This is a genomic window from Xenophilus azovorans DSM 13620, from assembly GCF_000745855.1.
Classification (GTDB): domain Bacteria; phylum Pseudomonadota; class Gammaproteobacteria; order Burkholderiales; family Burkholderiaceae_C; genus Xenophilus; species Xenophilus azovorans.
Genome location: NZ_JQKD01000052.1, coordinates 1 through 15,840, shown reverse-complemented (window position 1 = coordinate 15,840; position 15,840 = coordinate 1). Strand labels below are relative to the sequence as shown.

The window sequence follows — 15,840 nt, the reverse complement described above, 5'->3', positions numbered from 1 at the left end:
ACCTCACACGTCCAGCAGCGGCCGGTGCTTGATGTGCCGCGCGAACACGGCCATGAACTGCGGATCGACACGCGCACCCCAGACCGCCAGCGAATGGCCGACGATCCAAAGCACCAGCCCAGGAATCCACATCTGCAAGCCCAGGCCCACGGCAGCGGCCAAGGTGCCGTTGGTGATGGCCACGGTGCGCGGAGCGCCGCCCATCAGGATCGGCTCGGTCAGAGACCGATGTAGCGGCACCTCGAAGCCGGGTATTCCATCGTGTGGGCCGTTCATACGACGGCCCCACCGGAGAAGCTGAAGAACGACAGGAAGAAGCTCGAAGCGGCGAACGCGATGGACAGGCCAAACACGATCTGGATCAGCTTGCGGAACCCGCCCGAGGTATCGCCGAAGGCCAGCGCCAAGCCCGTGGCGATGATGATGATGACCGCGACGATGCGCGCCACCGGCCCCTGGATGGATTCGAGGATGGATTGCAGCGGCCCTTCCCAGGGCATCGAGGAACCCGCGGCCTGCGCGGTGCCTGCGAGCAGCAACATCAGCGCCGCGAGCATCAAGCCCTGCATGGCCGGGCGAGCCAGGCCATCCAGCCGTGCGGGCCGAGGAAGCGGATTTGCGGAAATACGGAAAGCATCAGCGTGCGTCATGGAAGTTCTCCAGAGTGGTCAGGGGACAGGGAGGAAAGGTCGGACTGCGGCAGCAGCTCCGGGAATGGAGCCTCCAGCGCATCCGCCAGTTGGTAGCCCACGCCATCGAAGCCGACGACGCGGGCGATGCTCTCGATGCGGCGCTTGCGTCCGCGCCCGGCGATGTGGATCACCACGTTGACCGCTTCCGCGATCAGCGCACGGGGCGGGTTCACCGCCACTTCGAGAATCAGTTGCTCCAGGCGCAGCAGTGCGCCCAGTACGGAGCCGGCGTGGATGGTGGCGATGCCGCCCGGATGGCCAGTGCCCCAGACTTTGATGAGATCCAATGCCTCGGCGCCACGCACCTCGCCGACGACGACACGATCCGGGCGCAGGCGCATCGAAGATCGCACCAGCTCGGTCATGGACACCACGCCCTGGCGTGTGCGCAGCGGCACGTGGTCGCGGGCCGCGCATTGCAGCTCCACCGTGTCTTCGAGCACCAATACGCGGTCGCCCGTGGCGGCGATCTCGGCCAATAGCGCATTGGCCAAGGTGGTCTTGCCGGTACTCGTCCCGCCGGCGATCAGGATGTTCTGGCGTTCGCGCACGGCGCGCACCAGCAAGCCCGCCTGCGCGGCGGTCATCATTTCGTCCTCGATGTAGCGCGACAGCGGGATCACGCCAAAGGCGCGCTTGCGCAACGCAAAGGCCGGCCCCGGCGCAGCGGGCGGCAGGATGCCCTCGAAGCGTTCGCCCGTCTCGGGCAGTTCCGCCGTCAACAGTGGCTGGCCGCGGTGGACTTCCGCGCCGACGTGGGCCGCGACCAGCCGGATGATTCGTTCGCCGTCGGCCTCGGACAGCTCCACACCCATCGGCGCGCGACCCGACGAAAGCCGGTCGATCCACAAGGTGCGATCCGGGTTGAGCATGATTTCCACCACGTCCGGGTCTTCCAGCGCGGCGGCGATCAGCGGCCCCATCGCCGTGCGCAGCATCAGGATGCGGCGATCCAGTGAAACGGCGGTGAAGGAAGGAACGGCGCTCATGACGCGCGCTCCTGCGCGTCGTCCATGCGTGCCGGGTCTGGATGCAGTTCTTCCACCACGTCCCGCACCAGACTGCGACCGCGCAGCAAATGCCGCCCGAGTTGTTCGACGAACTGCTCGAAGCGCGCCTTGCCCTGGGCGCGCGCTGCGTCCTGATGCGCTTCGGGCACGGGCGTGCTCACCGTGAGGAAGTAGCGGATGAACAGTGCCAGCGTTTCGATCTGGATGTTCTGGTCGCGTTCCATGCGCTCGGCGTGCCGTGACAGGCGATCCAGCCGCTTGGCAATCGCCGCCTCGCGCTGGTCGGCAGCATCAGGCGACAACCACGACGCCAAGGCGGCGGCGACGATGCTGGACTTGGATACGCCTTTCTTGGCGGCCAGTTCGTCGAGCCGCTTGCCATGCTCCGGCTGGATGAACACGTTGAGGCGGTGTTGGGTCATAGGTCGATTCCGTCGTCAGGGTCGAGGGAAGCCAGCCGGGCCGTGCGCTGCATGGTTGGGTCGAGCTGGCGAGGAAGGGGAAGCGGCAAGTCGTCGTCATCGAGCAGCCCAAGGTCGGCCGCAGGCGCGGCCAGCTCGGGGTCGTAGGCGGCGGTTTCGGAGAGTTCGGGCTGGCGACGCGGGCCGCCGTCATCGGCGCTGCCAAGGTCGCCAACGGTCTCCGCGACGAGAGATGCCGGCACCGCAGGAATTGCCAGCCCGCTCCAGTTATCGGCGCGGGCCGGCGGCGCGTCGGCGTACTGCCCGTCCGCCAGCGTGGGCGGCGGCAGCAAGCGATGCTTGAAATTGCTGTCCGCGTAGTAGCGCAGCTTCTTCGCCTTGATCGGCGCCACGCTGGACACCATCACCACCGCCTCGTCGGGCGGAAGCTGCATGACTTCGCCCGGCGTCAGCAGCGGGCGCGCGGTTTCCTGGCGCGACACCATCAGGTGGCCCAGCCACGGCGCCAGCCGGTGGCCCGCGTAGTTGCGCTGCGCGCGCAGCTCGGTGGCCGTGCCCAGCGTCTCGGAGATGCGTTTGGCGGTGCGTTCGTCGTTCGTGGCGAACGTCACACGCACATGGCAGTTGTCGAGGATAGAGTGGTTCTGCCCATACGCCTTGTCGATCTGGTTGAGCGATTGCGCGATGAGGAAGCTACGGATGCCGTAGCCCGCCATGAAGGCCAGCGCCGTCTCGAAGAAGTCCAGGCGCCCGAGCGCCGGGAACTCGTCGAGCATCAGCAGCAGCTTGTGGCGTCGCTCGATGCCGTCGGAGCCATCCAGCGATTCGGTGAGGCGCCGCCCGATCTGGTTGAGGATCAGGCGAATGAGCGGCTTCGTCCGCGAAATGTCCGAAGGCGGCACCACCAGATACAGCGACACCGGATGCTCGGCTGCGATCAGGTCGGCAATGCGCCAATCGCACCGCGACGTGACTTCGGCCACCGTGGGATCGCGGTACAGGCCCAGGAACGACATGGCCGTGGACAGCACGCCCGAGCGTTCGTTGTCCGACTTGTTGAGCACTTCGCGCGCCGCCGAAGCGACGACAGGATGCGGCCCATCGCCCAAGTGCGGCGTGGTCATCATCCGGTGCAGGGTCAGCTCGAACGGGCTGGCCGGGTCGGAGAGAAAGTTGGCGACGCCGCGCAGCGTCTTGTCCTCGCCCGCGTAGAGCACATGCAGGATGGCGCCGACCAACAGCGCGTGGCTGGTCTTTTCCCAATGGTTGCGCTTCTCCAGCGCGCCTTCGGGATCGACCAGAATGTCCGCGATGTTCTGCACGTCGCGCACTTCATACGCGCCGCGCCGCACCTCCAGCAGCGGGTTGTAGGCGGCCGACTTCGCATCGGTCGGGTTGAACAGCAGGCAATGCGAGAAGCGCGAACGCCAGCCTGCGGTGATCTGCCAGTTCTCGCCCTTGATGTCGTGGATGACGGCGGATGCAGGCCAGGAAAGCAGTGTCGGCACCACTAGGCCGACGCCTTTGCCGCTGCGCGTGGGCGCAAAGGTCAGGACGTGCTCCGGCCCCTCATGTCGCAGGTACTGGCGATCGTGCTGGCCGAGGAACACGCCGGCCGGTTGCGTGAGGCCGGCCTTGCGAATGTCATCCGCGTTCGCCCAGCGGGCCGAGCCGTAGGTCGTGACCAGGCGCGACTGGCGCGAGCGCCATATCGACATGCCGATGGCGACCACCACCGCCAGCAAGCCGCTGCCGCCCGCGATGGCGCCGCCGGTGTCGAACACGCGCGGCGCGTAGGCGTCGAAGACGAACCACCACTCGAACAGCCGCCACGGGTGATAGACCGGCGTACCGAAGAAATCGAACCAGGGCGAGCCAAGGCGTAGCTGATAGCCCAGGGCGGCGGCTGTCCATTGCGTGGCGCTCCACACCCCAGCGATCACGATGCCGAACACCACGGCAATCTGACCGAACAGCACGTTCGTTCCCTGCATCATCCAGCCTCCGATCGCAGCACAGGCATGTGCCGCCCTCGTGAGGATCAGTGCCGCTGGGCGTGCCGGTCAAAGACCGTTATCGGCATGTTGATGCCGCAAAAAGCATGGTTTCCGGCAGGGAAGAACTGGGGCGAAAGACCGCCACAACGGGCGCGCTGCTGCGCAGCGCGCAAAAAGGCGCAGGCACGCGCAGGTGCGTTGCGGCAAACCGACCATCAGAACTTCGGCGGTTCCTTCGGCGGCGTATAAGGCACCTTGCCGTCACCCAGGAAACGCCGGTTCGTCGCTTCGGCCACTCGGTTGCACAGCACGTCGCCCATCGTCGGACGATCCGTCTTGCACTGCTGGCGCAGTTCTCGCAAACGCACGGGGTCAGCAGCCAGTTGCTCCACGCTGGGCACGGCGGCGGGCTTGGACGGCTCAGACTTGCCGCAGGCGACCAGCAGAACTGCTAGCGACGACATAGCGATGATCTTGGATAGGTTCATGGCTTGAATCCTCCGAAGTGAAACGGGGCCAATGGCTAAGCGTCTCCCGGTACCAGGGCTTCGACCCGCTCGATAAAGCGGGCTAGCGCCTGCGACGGCTCGGCGTCGCGGCGCAGCAGATAGGTGGTGAGCATGGGCGACTTTCCCGCGAGCGGTCGGCCCACCACGCCCGGCTCGTGGCTGGAAGCGATGTGCGCGGCGCCTGCGAGCCCCAGCGCCAAGCCGGCCGACACGAAAGTCATCATCACGTCGAACGTGGCGACGTACTGTTCGATCAAGGGCTCCCGGTCCTGCTTGCGCAGGATGCGGTCGATCTGCTTGGCATGGCCTTCGCAAACTGCCGGGTCGCCCAGCACCAGGGGATGTTGCAGCACTTCATCCAGCGGTACCCGCCTGTGGGCCAGTAGTTCATGGCGCGCGGGCATGGCGACCATCAGCTCATCCTCCCAGGCGGGTTCGATGATGATGCCGTCGCCCACCTCGTCGGCCATCGAGAAGCCCGCGTCGTATAGATCGTCACGCAGGCCGCTGAGCTGCTGGGCCAGCGGCACCTCGAACAGGCGGATCTCGATCTCCGGGTCTTCCTCGCGGCAGCGCGCCAGCAGTGCCGGCAGGCGCGAGGGGCTGATGCCGTCGGACAGCGCCACGCGCAACCGGCCGTGAAAGCCATTGGCCGCTGCCTTCACGCTCTCACGCGCTTGGTCCAGCGCCAACAGCACGCGAGGCGCGTTCTCCATCAGCAGCTTGCCCGCAAGCGTCAGGCGCGTGCTGCGGCTGGTACGCACGAACAGTTGTGCGCCCAATTCTTCTTCCAATTCCCTGATGGCGCGCGACAGTGGTGACTGTTCGATATGCAGCCGCTCCGCAGCGCGGGCGAAGTGCAGCTCCTCAGCAACGGCCAGAAAGTACCGAAGGTGACGGAATTCCATGAGTCGATGTCCCTGTAAAGCTTGAAGGAGTCTGTCGTGGTGCCGTAACGGCGTTCATCGCTGTTCCTTTCAAGCGGTTACGCCCTCATGTGCGGGCTCTGCCGTGACATCCTCTTCTTGCTCGTCCGGGCGATGGGCCAGCCGATACAGAATCGGTAGCACCAGCAGCGTCAGCACGGTGGAAGACAAGATGCCTCCGATCACTACGGTAGCCAGGGGGCGTTGCACTTCCGCGCCTGTTCCCGTGGCAATCGCCATCGGGATGAAACCCAGCGACGCCACTAGGGCTGTCATCAGCACCGGCCGCAAGCGTGTCAGCGCGCCCTCGCGGATGGCTTCATCCAGCGGTGTTCCGTCCTCGCGCAACCCGCGGATGTAGGAAATCATCACTAGGCCATTGAGCACGGCCACACCTGACAGCGCGATGAAGCCCACGGCAGCGGAAATCGACAGAGGAATGTCGCGCAGCCACAGCGCCAAGATGCCGCCGGTCAGCGCGAACGGAATGCCAGTAAAGACCAGCAAGCCGTCCTTGACATTGCCGAACATGGCGAACAACAGCAGGAACACCAGCAGCAGCGACACCGGCACGACGATCTGCAAACGCTGCGTGGCTGATTGCAGATTCTCGAAAGTACCGCCCCAACTCGTCCAGTAGCCCGTGGGAATCTTGACCTGTGCCAGCGCCGCCTCGGCGTCGGCCACGAATGAGCCCACGTCACGGCCGCGCACGTTGGCGCTCACCACGATGCGGCGCTTGCCGTTTTCGCGGCTGACCTGGTTGGGGCCGGGTGCCAGCTCGAAGCTCGCCACCTCGGCCAATTGGATGAAGTTCGTCCGTCCTTCGGCACTGCCGGTCCCACCCGTTCCGCGCGGCAGCGGAATCGGCAGGCGCTTCATGCTGTCCAGGTCGTTGCGCAAGGACTCCGGCAGGCGAACCAGGATGTCGAAGCGGCGGTCGCCCTCGAACAGGGTGCCAGCCTCACGCCCGCCGATGGCGGTGGCCACGGCATCTTGGATGTCGGCCACGTTAAGCCCATAGCGCGAGGCTTTTTGGCGGTCGATATTCACGGTCAGCATGGGCAAACCGGTGGTTTGCTCCACCTTGACCTCGGACGCGCCGGGAATCTTCTGCAACATGGACGAGATCTCTTCACCCGTCTTATTCAGGACATCCATGTCGTCGCCAAAAATCTTCACCGCCACATCGCTGCGAACCCCTGAAATGAGTTCGTTGAAGCGCAATTGGATAGGCTGCGAGAACTCGTAGTTGTTGCCCGGCACCTTGCCCACGACATCCTGAATGGCCGCCAGCAATTCGTCGCGCGACTTGCGCGGCTCCGGCCACTCGGACACCGGCTTGAGCATGATGTAGCCGTCGGAAATGTTCGGCGGCATGGGGTCGGACGCGATTTCAGCCGTGCCGGTGCGCGCGAAAACGCGGTCGATCTCGGGGAACTTAGCCTTCAGCGTCGCTTCCAGGCGCTGCTGCATCGCGACCGATTGCGATAGGCTGGTGCCAGGAATGCGCAGGGCCTGGATGGCGAAATCGCCTTCGTTCAGGCTGGGCACGAACTCGCTGCCCATACGGGTGGCGATCAGGCCGCACAGCACCACTGCCACGGCGGCTGCCGTGAGCACCACCGCTTTAGCCGTCATCACGCGATCCAGCAGCGGGCCATACCAGCGCTTGGCCTGCACGACCAGGAAGTTCTCTGTCTCGCTGACCCGGTGGCCGATGAATAGGGCGACCGCTGCCGGAATGAAAGTCACCGACAGGATCATGGCCCCCACCAGCGCGGCCACCACCGTGAACGCCATCGGGTGGAACATCTTCCCTTCCACCCCCGTCAGGGCGAAGATGGGCAGGTAGACCACCATGATGATGAGTTGCCCGAACAGCAGCGCGCGGCGTGATTCCTTCGATGCCAGGAACACCTCGTGAAAGCGTTCCGCCCGCGTCAACGGTCTGCCGTAGTGCGCCTGTGCATGGGCCAAGCGTCGCACGCAGTTCTCGACGATCACCACCGCTCCGTCGATGATGATGCCGAAGTCCAGCGCCCCGAGGCTCATCAGGTTGGCGCTCACCTTGTAATGCACCATGCCAGTGAAGGTGAACAGCATCGACAAGGGAATCACCGTCGCCGTGATGATGGCCGCGCGGATATTGCCCAGGAACAGGAACAGGATCACGATCACCAGGATCGCGCCTTCCAGCAGATTCTTCTTCACCGTGGCGATGGCCTTGTCCACCAGCACAGTGCGGTCGTAGACCGTCACCGCATGCACGCCCTCGGGCAAGCTGCGGTTGATCTCCACCATCTTCTTGTCCACGGCCTGCGAAACCGTACGGCTGTTCTGGCCGATGAGCATGAACACAGTGCCCAGCACCACCTCGCGGCCGTTGTCCGTGGCCGCGCCGGTGCGCAGTTCACGCCCCAGCCCCACGTCCGCCACGTCACGCACCCGTATCGGCACGCCGCCCGCACTGCTGAGGATAACGTTGCCAATGTCCTCCAGGGTCTTGACTTGCCCAGGCGCACGGATCAGGTACTGTTCGCCGCGCTTCTCGATATAGCCCGCACCCACGTTGCCGTTGTTGCGATCCAGTGCCGTCACGATGTCTTGCAGGGTAACGCCGAGCGAAGCCAAGCGAGCGGGTATAGGTGCGATCTGATACTCCTTGGCATAACCGCCAATCGAGTTGATTTCAGTCACACCGGGCACGTTGCGCAACTGCGGCTTGATGATCCAATCCTGAATCTCGCGCAGGTCTGTTGCCGTGTAGGGCATGCCGTCGGGTTTCTTCGCACCGTCCTTCGCCTCGACCGTCCACAGGTAAATCTCCCCCAGGCCGGTGGAGATCGGCCCCAGCGCAGGTGTGATGCCGACCGGCAATTTATCCCGTGCTTCCTGGATGCGCTCATTGACCAACTGGCGCGCAAAGTAAATGTCGGTGCCGTCCTCGAAGATCACGGTCACTTGCGAGAGGCCATAGCGCGAAAGAGAGCGGGTTTGCTCCAGGTTGGGCAGGCCCGCCATCACGGTTTCAATGGGGTAGGTCACCCGTTGCTCGGTCTCCAACGGTGAATAGCCCGGCGCCTGGGTATTGATCTGCACTTGGACGTTGGTGATGTCCGGCACGGCGTCGATGGGCAACTTCTGGTAGCTGAACACGCCGACGGCGGCCATGCCAATGGCAGCTAACAGCACTAGCCATCGGTGCTCGATGGCCGCGCGAATAAGTTTTTCAAACATGGGCGTAGCTCCGGCATCAATGGGTGTGCTCGGCAGAGGCTTTGCCGAGTTCAGACTTCACGACGAAACTGCCTGCGGCCGCATATGCCGCACCTGCTTGAAGACCTTGCAGTACCTCGACCCGCTTGCCATCGCTGCGGCCCAACTGCACAGGCTGGGCCACAAAGCCGTCCTTCACCTTGACGAAAACGACCGGCTTGTCCCCCACGCTCTGAATAGCGTCGCTAGCCACGCTGACTGTCACGGCGGTTTCGGACGCAATCACTTCCACATTGACGAACAGGCCGGGACGCCACGCGCCCTGGGGATTGGCCAAGACCACACGAGCCTTGGCCATGCGGGTTTGTTCGCCGATCAGCGCACCCACGAAAGTGATGGTCCCTTGCGCGCTGGCATCGAATGCCGTGGCTTTGATGCTGACCTTTTCACCCACTCTGACCAGCGGCAAATCCTTGGCGGGCACGTTGATCTCTGCCCAGACCTGGCCCAGGTCGGACACCGTGAACACGGCGGCGTCTTCCTTGACGGCCTCGCCCAGGCTGAGGTGCTTTTCAATCACCATGCCATCGAAGGGCGCACGCAGCTCGAAGCGGTTCAGCCCGCCCGAGGAACCTGGGGCCAAGCCCACGGCCGACAGCTTCTGCTGCGCGTTGGCTACGGCGACCTGCGCCTCGTTCAGCGCCTGGCCGGCTTGCAGGTAGTCCTGCTCGGCGGAAATCTTCTGTTCCCACAGCCGCTTCTCGCGTTCAAAAGTTGTCTGGGCCAAGGCCAGCCGCTTTTGCGCCGTCTGCAACTCGCTGCGCTGCTCGGATGCGGCAGGGCTGGCGATAACGGCGAGCACCTGCCCCTTCTTGACCGTTTGCCCCAAACTGGCCTGCACACTTTCGACAACACCCGCAATGCGCGGAACAACGTGCGAGGTGCGGTCTTCATTCAGCCTAATCTCACCCGGCAATTGCAGGGCAGACTTGATGCTTGCAGCCCCTGCGGTGTCAATGCCGATGGATGCAGCCTTGATTTGCGCATCGCTGAGTTCGACTTTTCCTTCCTCCTGGCTGAAGCTGAACGTGAAAGGCGCGTTGGCCGTCTGAGCCACGATGCTGATCTCGAACGCATGAGGTTCCGGGACAATCTCTCGACTCAACAGGCTGTCCTTGTCGGGAGTGAAGTTGAGCGCCTGCTTTTCCCCAGTCAGGCGTGTAACGGTAGCGCTAACCTTGGCGGCGCTGCTGGCTAGCGCCTTTTCCCTTTCGTAGAGCCAGATTCGCAGGCGTGGTTCGCCGCCGTCCTCAGCGAGTAAGGCTTCCAATCCGAAGTCCCCTTCTTTGAACAGCTTGCCGCCATGCGGCCCCTTGCTTGACCCCTCGTGGTGCTCGCCGTCCGCATGGCCTTTGTCGTCCTCGTGGGAGTCTGCGCCCGTCTTGCCATGATGCTCACCATCACTGTGGGCCTTGGCTTCCACGTGGCTGCCGTGACCCTCACCCTCAGCGCTCTTATCCGTCTTGCCGCCGAGAATGGCGCTGCCCAGTCCTATGCCCACTGCGGCGATCACGGCGATGGCAAACCACTGCTTCTTGCTGACGTTCAGTTTGTTCGTTTCGGGTTTCATGTTCATTCCTTGTTTGCAGGCAGGGTGGTCGTGGATTCGGATGCGCCGATCACGCGATCCATGTCCGCCGCCGCGCGGTGCGCATCGGCGAGCGCCTTGAGGTATTGGGACTTGGCGGCAAAGTAGGTGCGTTGCGCGTCCAGCACTTCCAGAAAGTTGAACTTGCCGTAACCAAAGCCCACGGTGGCCGCGTCATAGGCGCTCTTGGCCCCTGGCAGCACCTCTCGCTGCAATACGTCGATCTCGCCGCGAACCGACGCCAGCCGCTCGCGGGCTTGCAACACCTCTGTGCTGAGGCGCAGATTCAACGCCTGAAGTTCATCCCTCGCCTTGTCTTCACGCTTCAACGCTTCCAGCAGATTGCCCTGATTGCGGTCGAACAAAGGCAGCGGCACGGAAATGCCGAGCATTAACTGATTGCGCGCTAACTCGTTCGGACGCTTCACGCCCAGGCTGACCGTGACATCGGGCGTCTGCTTGCTGCGCTCCACGTCGGCCAGCGACCGGCGACGTTCGATCTCCAACTGCGCCCGGCGCAGTGCCGAAGAGGCCGACAGGCGCTGCTGGATGTCATCCAGCGAAGGGACGTTGGGAAGATCATCCACGCTGCCCGCTACCTGGGTGAAACGCGGCGGGTTGGCCCCGAGCAAACTAGCCAGCCGCGCGCGGGCACTGCGTTGTTCGCTCTGCGCCTGTGCCAGTTCAACCCGCACGCCGGCTTCGGCCACCCGAGCCTTGGTTTCTTCGACCGGGGACACCTTGCCCGCCGTCACGCGCTTGGCAACGGCATCCGTCGCTTGCCTGGCCAGGTCAACGCTGTCCTGGGCTAAGGCCGTGCGATCCTGGGCGGCCAGCGCCTCAAAGAAGGCGGCAACCACAGCGGCGCGAATTTCGACGCGCCGCGTGTTCAGTTCTTCAACTGCGACGTCACGCCCTCGCTCTGCCGCGGCAATGCGGGCAGCGCGCTTGCCCCCCAGCTCGATGGGCAGATTGATCTGGACGCTTTGCGTGCGGGTTGGCGTGCGTTGGTCTTCGAGCGAGTACGCCAGCTCGGGATTAGGACGTACTCGTCCCTGAATTACCTGGCCCTCCACGGCCTCGATCTCCCGTTGGGCGACAGTCAGGTCAAGATTCGCCTCCAAAGCCAGCGCGACGGCCTTTTGCAGGGTCAGGGGCGTTGCTGCTTCAATCTGCTCTACGCCGTTGGCGCTCTGCCCAAGAGCTGGTGCCGTCGGCAATAACTGAGCGAAAGCCGTCCCCGTCATGAGCGCAAGGAGCAAGCCTGCCGCAACCGCCCTCGCGTTGTAATTGTGAATATCCTTCAGCATCCGATTCTCCAGTGATTTGAAATACACAAGGGAATCGGCGGGGGGCAATCCAGATGATCGCCAGCAACGTCATCACATCAGCCGCGCGAAGCCGGCTGGATACCGTAGCGCGCCATGCGCGACGGCAGGGGCGAGGACGAAGGGAAAGGAACGCGCTCCCCGCCGATCAGGCGAGGACACGCCACTGAGGGCGCTCTAAACGTTCAGGTGGAGGCGCAGCAAGGTGCTCCGGGGGATACCCCGTAACCAGGGACGGGCTGACTGGCGACGCCAGCTTCACATCCCCTGACAAGACCGAGAAGCACCCGGCATGACAGGACGCGCAATCAGGATCGCCACCCAGGGTCTTGGCCGGATCAGGGCTGGCATCCTTGCCGTCGGCCGCCTTGTGCTGATGCGCATGGTGGCCGAAGTGCTTGGCCGCAGCTCCGGTTTCATGCTGGCAATAACTGGCCACTGCCGCCCAACTGAATTGAAGCGGCAAGAACACCAGCAAGACGAGGGCCAGCCATTTGCGCATAGGGGTAACAGTGTAGCAGTACAGGCTTTACTTTGCCACTCCTCGCTGCTTGGGTTTTCTCAGAGCCCCGTGCGCGTAGCGTGCCTCCTCTCAGGTTCATCCTGCATCAAATCAGAGCCGCTTCGATATTCGGCGAGTTGTGGCCGCTTTGACGACTGGGGCGACACGAGGGGGCGCCACAGCGCAGGGTACGGGCAGCAGCAGGTCAACCGCCGGAGTACATTTCGAGCCGCGCACGTCGAGCTTCTGGTGATTCGCTGCGCATCTCATCGAGAACCTGCTGGCGCGTCTTCGGCGCTTCGGAACTCTTGATGGGCAACGGTGCTCCACGTTGCAGTATCGCCAGCGTACCGTCCTTACGGGCGGCCTCGACTTCGGCCATCACCTGGGCGCGTGTCTTGGTACTCTGGAAGTGATCCGGGTGGTACGTGAAGCCCTCCTCGGTGGGGGCCGGGTGCCACATCGAACTGGCCTGGGCCGTCAGGGGGAGTGCCGTAGCCAGGATGATCGCCTTCAAGGCAGCAAGATGGGTCAGTTTCATTTCATGGTCCTTTCCATTGCTAAGTGCAGATAATCGATATGCCCGAAGGCATGAGGACAATGTAAGAACCGGCACAGAACGGGAGTAAAACGTGCAGATGACAATTTGGACAGGTTGCGAGAGGCCGCAGCGGGAACGCTGCGCATGAAGCTGCTGATCGTTGAAGACGAAGCCAAGCTCGCGGACTATCTTCGCAAGGGTCTCTCTGAAGAGGGCTATGTGATCGATGTGGCTGCCAACGGCATTGATGGCCTCCACATGGCCTCCCACGGCCACTACGACCTGATCGTCCTCGACACCATGCTGCCGGGCATTGATGGCTTCGGCTTGCTGGCCGCGCTGCGGCAGAGCAAGCAGACGCCGGTGATCATGTTGACGGCCCGCCATCGCATCGAGGATCGCGTACGCGGACTGAAGGCGGGAGCGGACGACTACCTCGTTAAGCCGTTCGCCTTTTCCGAACTGGTGGCACGCATTGAGGTGCTGCTGCGCCGCGCTGCTGGTACTGCACCCGCGCCTGATGCGCTGGTGCTGTGCCTTGGGGACTTGCAAGTGGACCTGGCGAGGCGGCGCGCTACTCGGGCCGGCCAGCGCATCGACCTGTCCGCAAAGGAGTTCCAACTGCTGACGCTGCTCTTGCGCCGCAAGGGCGAGGTTCTGTCACGTACTGAAATCGCGGAGCAAGTATGGGACGTGAACTTCGATCACGGTACCAACGTGATCGACGTCGCTGTGCGTCGCCTTCGGAGCAAGCTCGACCTGCCCTTCGAGCGCCCACTGCTGCACACCGTCCGTGGCATGGGCTACGTACTCGAAGATCGGCAACCGTGAGACCCAGGCGTGCCGGATCGCTGGGGCGGCGGCTTGCCCGCTGGCTCGCACTTCTCACCCTGGTCGGGCTGGCCTTGACCTGTCTGGGCATTTACACCGTCACCGCACTGAGCTTCAAAGAGCGGCAGATGGACACGCTGCGGCAACAGCAGATCCAGGTGAACCATCTCATTGCTGAGGCAGCAGGGTTGGGAAGCGGTACGCTTGCACACAAGCTTGACGATGGCATGGTCGGCCGACAGGACATGAAATTGATCCTGACCCGTGCCGACGGCAGCGTCATCTATGCCAGCGCCGGCATTCCAGTGCATCACCGCGTGATCGACATGCGATTCGAGGCTACGACCGGCACTCCCCCCATCCAGGCGGTGCTGAGTCTTGATGTCAGCGAGGACGATCGTGTGCTAGAGCGTCTAGCCCGCACGCTCGTCGCCGCCGCACTCGCTGGCGCAGTGGTGATTGCTGTTGGCGGATTTACGCTGGTGCAGATCGGGCTGCGTCCAGTGCGCGACCTCTCGGCTCAGATCCAGGCGCTGGAGGCCGATACTCTGCACCGGCTTCTGGATGGCTCCGCTCAACCCGACGAACTGGCTCCGCTGGTGGCCCACGTCAACGAATTGCTGAAGCGTCTGCACAAAGCCTACGAACAACTGGAAGCCTTCAATGCTGACGTTGCGCATGAACTGTTCACGCCGTTGGCGACGTTGATGGGGGGCACCGAAGTCGCTTTGCGCAAAGCACGCGATGCCGACACGCTGCGGGATGTGTTGGGCTCGCACCTCGAAGATATCCAGCGCATGTCGATGATCGTGCAGGACATGCTCTTCTTGTCGCAAGCCGACCGAGGAGCTGAAGCCCGCCGCGAGCATGTCGCCAGTCTGGCCGGCGTTGCGCGCGCGGTGGTGGAATTGCACGAGGCGGCCATTGAGGAAGCCGGGCTGAAAGTTCGTATCAATGGTGATGCCACTGGCTTGGCCGACGTGCGCCTATTGCAGCGCGCATTGTCCAACCTGATCGGCAACGCAACCCGGCACGCGCATCCGCACAGCACCGTTGTCGTGCAAATCGACCGACTGGATGGTGAGATCGCCCTGCGGGTGATGAACGAAGGGCCGACGATCTCAGCCGAGCATTTGCCCAATCTGTTCAACCGCTTCTACCGGGCAGATGCAGCGCGGTCGGATGCCGCCCGCAATCATGGACTGGGCTTGGCCATCGTGGCCGCCATCGCCCGCATGCACGGAGGGCGGACTATGGTCGATTCGAGCAACGGCGTCACATCTATCGGGCTCGCGGTGCCTACCCCGAACACGCAATAGTTCAACGGGTCGCGCCCTACCAACAGGCTGGCCTACTAGCCAATTACTTCTTCTAGCAGGAGAAGCGCCAGAAAGCCGACAAAGAACATCGCCGTCACCCAGGGACGATCTGGCGTTTCGTGCGCTTCGACCAACAGTTCTTCGGTCACGAGGTAGAGCAACGCAATCAGACCAAACGCGAAGAAGCCAGTCAGAAGAGGGTTGGGCAACAGCGCCACCGGCGCTCCAAGCAAGGCCCCGATCGGCAGCAAGAGCACGAGCGCGGACGTAATCCAAATGACCTTGGCACGAGAACGAACGCTCTCGCCGAGTTCCGTCGCCACCGTCAATCCCAGGAACAGAACCTCAATGGTCAGGGCGATGGTCAGAAGCAAGCCGACCTTTGGGCCAGCCGCAAACCCGATACCAAGCACCAAGCCATCAATCAGGATGTCGATGCCGATCACGGTCAGGAGACCGGCTGGCCCCTTCGCCAATGCTTCCAGATGCTTCACCAGCAGCATGGTGGCGACGCCGATTCCGCCGTCGATCATCGTCGCCAAAGGTGAGGCGCGGTGCATGATGTCGGGCAAAATTTCGCCGGCCGCCGCCGCGAACACGACGCCAGCGGCAAAGTGCTGAATCGCACTGACCAGTGTTGGCCCCGGCCGCACGTTCACCGCGACCGTAGCTCCGATGATGGCGGCCGCTGCCGGAATCAAGGTGTAGATCCAGGCCGAGATCACCATGATTCAAGTTACTGCGTTGCCGCACTGAGCGCAGAATTTCGCGCCGATGGGAATGACGCTACTGCACTTCTTAGGAAGGTCTGAACAAGTCCACCGATCATGCCGCGGCGCGTTGAATAGCGCAAAGGAGCCTGCGCGAATGAGCCAGATCAGTTTTGCGGACGCGGA

The 15,840-nt window shown here is 63.4% G+C and carries 15 protein-coding genes; 2 read left to right on the top strand and 13 right to left on the bottom strand.

Annotation, left to right across the window (positions count from 1 at the left end; translation table 11 throughout):
* Positions 1-3: 3 nt before the first annotated feature.
* From Q392_RS21980 to Q392_RS21930, 12 genes are all read right to left on the bottom strand, one after another.
* On the bottom strand, positions 4-276 hold the full coding sequence (locus Q392_RS21980) for a VirB3 family type IV secretion system protein (protein ID WP_011806061.1): 273 nt from the start codon (positions 274-276) through the stop codon (positions 4-6).
* A complete protein-coding gene (locus Q392_RS21975; RefSeq protein ID WP_011806062.1) occupies positions 273-650 on the bottom strand; it encodes a TrbC/VirB2 family type IV secretion system protein in 378 nt (125 codons plus the stop codon). Before Q392_RS21975 ends, Q392_RS21980 begins: the two co-directional genes overlap by 4 nt.
* On the bottom strand, positions 647-1,681 hold the full coding sequence (gene trbB / locus Q392_RS21970; protein ID WP_011806063.1) for a P-type conjugative transfer ATPase TrbB: 1,035 nt from the start codon (positions 1,679-1,681) through the stop codon (positions 647-649). Before trbB ends, Q392_RS21975 begins: the two co-directional genes overlap by 4 nt.
* A complete protein-coding gene (locus tag Q392_RS21965) occupies positions 1,678-2,124 on the bottom strand; it encodes a CopG family transcriptional regulator (protein WP_011806064.1) in 447 nt (148 codons plus the stop codon). Before Q392_RS21965 ends, trbB begins: the two co-directional genes overlap by 4 nt.
* On the bottom strand, positions 2,121-4,118 hold the full coding sequence (locus Q392_RS21960; protein ID WP_038212430.1) for a conjugal transfer protein TraG: 1,998 nt from the start codon (positions 4,116-4,118) through the stop codon (positions 2,121-2,123). The genes Q392_RS21965 and Q392_RS21960 overlap by 4 nt, the downstream gene beginning before the upstream one ends.
* 218 nt (positions 4,119-4,336) lie before the next feature.
* Positions 4,337-4,609, bottom strand: coding sequence for an EexN family lipoprotein (locus tag Q392_RS21955; RefSeq protein WP_038212385.1), 273 nt, complete (start codon positions 4,607-4,609; stop codon positions 4,337-4,339).
* A 35-nt stretch (positions 4,610-4,644) separates the two neighbouring features.
* The gene (locus Q392_RS21950; RefSeq protein WP_038212384.1) at positions 4,645-5,538 is read right to left on the bottom strand and encodes a LysR family transcriptional regulator; all 894 of its coding nucleotides are present in this window, start codon (positions 5,536-5,538) and stop codon (positions 4,645-4,647) included.
* A 69-nt stretch (positions 5,539-5,607) separates the two neighbouring features.
* Complete coding sequence (locus Q392_RS21945; protein WP_038212380.1) at positions 5,608-8,796, bottom strand: CusA/CzcA family heavy metal efflux RND transporter; 3,189 nt, start codon at positions 8,794-8,796, stop codon at positions 5,608-5,610.
* Between the two features lie 16 nt (positions 8,797-8,812).
* Positions 8,813-10,405, bottom strand: a complete 1,593-nt coding sequence (locus tag Q392_RS21940; protein ID WP_038212377.1) for an efflux RND transporter periplasmic adaptor subunit — start codon at positions 10,403-10,405, stop codon at positions 8,813-8,815.
* 2 nt (positions 10,406-10,407) lie between these two features.
* Positions 10,408-11,733 (bottom strand): TolC family protein, encoded by a 1,326-nt coding sequence (locus Q392_RS21935; RefSeq protein WP_038212374.1) that lies wholly within the window; start codon positions 11,731-11,733, stop codon positions 10,408-10,410.
* 166 nt (positions 11,734-11,899) lie between these two features.
* On the bottom strand, positions 11,900-12,253 hold the full coding sequence (locus Q392_RS32160; protein ID WP_084217330.1) for a hypothetical protein: 354 nt from the start codon (positions 12,251-12,253) through the stop codon (positions 11,900-11,902).
* Positions 12,254-12,458: 205 nt separating this feature from the next.
* Positions 12,459-12,794, bottom strand: a complete 336-nt coding sequence (locus Q392_RS21930; protein WP_038212372.1) for a DUF4148 domain-containing protein — start codon at positions 12,792-12,794, stop codon at positions 12,459-12,461.
* A gap of 144 nt (positions 12,795-12,938) precedes the next feature.
* Here Q392_RS21930 and Q392_RS21925 point away from each other — a divergent pair, with 144 nt between their 5' ends.
* Together Q392_RS21925 and Q392_RS21920 are read left to right on the top strand one after the other, a co-directional pair.
* Entirely contained in the window at positions 12,939-13,625 is a 687-nt protein-coding gene (locus tag Q392_RS21925) for a heavy metal response regulator transcription factor (RefSeq protein ID WP_038212369.1), read from the top strand.
* Positions 13,626-13,753: 128 nt separating this feature from the next.
* Positions 13,754-14,944 carry a heavy metal sensor histidine kinase gene (locus Q392_RS21920; RefSeq protein ID WP_038212367.1) on the top strand — a complete coding sequence of 397 codons (1,191 nt, stop codon included), beginning with the start codon at positions 13,754-13,756 and terminating at the stop codon, positions 14,942-14,944.
* A 35-nt stretch (positions 14,945-14,979) separates the two neighbouring features.
* Here the strand turns inward: Q392_RS21920 and Q392_RS21915 are convergent, their stop codons facing one another.
* A complete protein-coding gene (locus tag Q392_RS21915; protein WP_038212364.1) occupies positions 14,980-15,672 on the bottom strand; it encodes a ZIP family metal transporter in 693 nt (230 codons plus the stop codon).
* Positions 15,673-15,840: the final 168 nt, after the last annotated feature.

Coding starts and splice junctions, on each gene's coding strand:
- Q392_RS21980 (WP_011806061.1), bottom strand. CDS start 276: ATGAACGGCCCACACGATGGAATACCCGGCTTCGAGGTGCCGCTACAT.
- Q392_RS21975 (WP_011806062.1), bottom strand. CDS start 650: ATGACGCACGCTGATGCTTTCCGTATTTCCGCAAATCCGCTTCCTCGG.
- trbB (WP_011806063.1), bottom strand. CDS start 1,681: ATGAGCGCCGTTCCTTCCTTCACCGCCGTTTCACTGGATCGCCGCATC.
- Q392_RS21965 (WP_011806064.1), bottom strand. CDS start 2,124: ATGACCCAACACCGCCTCAACGTGTTCATCCAGCCGGAGCATGGCAAG.
- Q392_RS21960 (WP_038212430.1), bottom strand. CDS start 4,118: ATGCAGGGAACGAACGTGCTGTTCGGTCAGATTGCCGTGGTGTTCGGC.
- Q392_RS21955 (WP_038212385.1), bottom strand. CDS start 4,609: ATGAACCTATCCAAGATCATCGCTATGTCGTCGCTAGCAGTTCTGCTG.
- Q392_RS21950 (WP_038212384.1), bottom strand. CDS start 5,538: ATGGAATTCCGTCACCTTCGGTACTTTCTGGCCGTTGCTGAGGAGCTG.
- Q392_RS21945 (WP_038212380.1), bottom strand. CDS start 8,796: ATGTTTGAAAAACTTATTCGCGCGGCCATCGAGCACCGATGGCTAGTG.
- Q392_RS21940 (WP_038212377.1), bottom strand. CDS start 10,405: ATGAAACCCGAAACGAACAAACTGAACGTCAGCAAGAAGCAGTGGTTT.
- Q392_RS21935 (WP_038212374.1), bottom strand. CDS start 11,733: ATGCTGAAGGATATTCACAATTACAACGCGAGGGCGGTTGCGGCAGGC.
- Q392_RS32160 (WP_084217330.1), bottom strand. CDS start 12,253: ATGCGCAAATGGCTGGCCCTCGTCTTGCTGGTGTTCTTGCCGCTTCAA.
- Q392_RS21930 (WP_038212372.1), bottom strand. CDS start 12,794: ATGAAACTGACCCATCTTGCTGCCTTGAAGGCGATCATCCTGGCTACG.
- Q392_RS21925 (WP_038212369.1), top strand. CDS start 12,939: ATGAAGCTGCTGATCGTTGAAGACGAAGCCAAGCTCGCGGACTATCTT.
- Q392_RS21920 (WP_038212367.1), top strand. CDS start 13,754: ATGGACACGCTGCGGCAACAGCAGATCCAGGTGAACCATCTCATTGCT.
- Q392_RS21915 (WP_038212364.1), bottom strand. CDS start 15,672: ATGGTGATCTCGGCCTGGATCTACACCTTGATTCCGGCAGCGGCCGCC.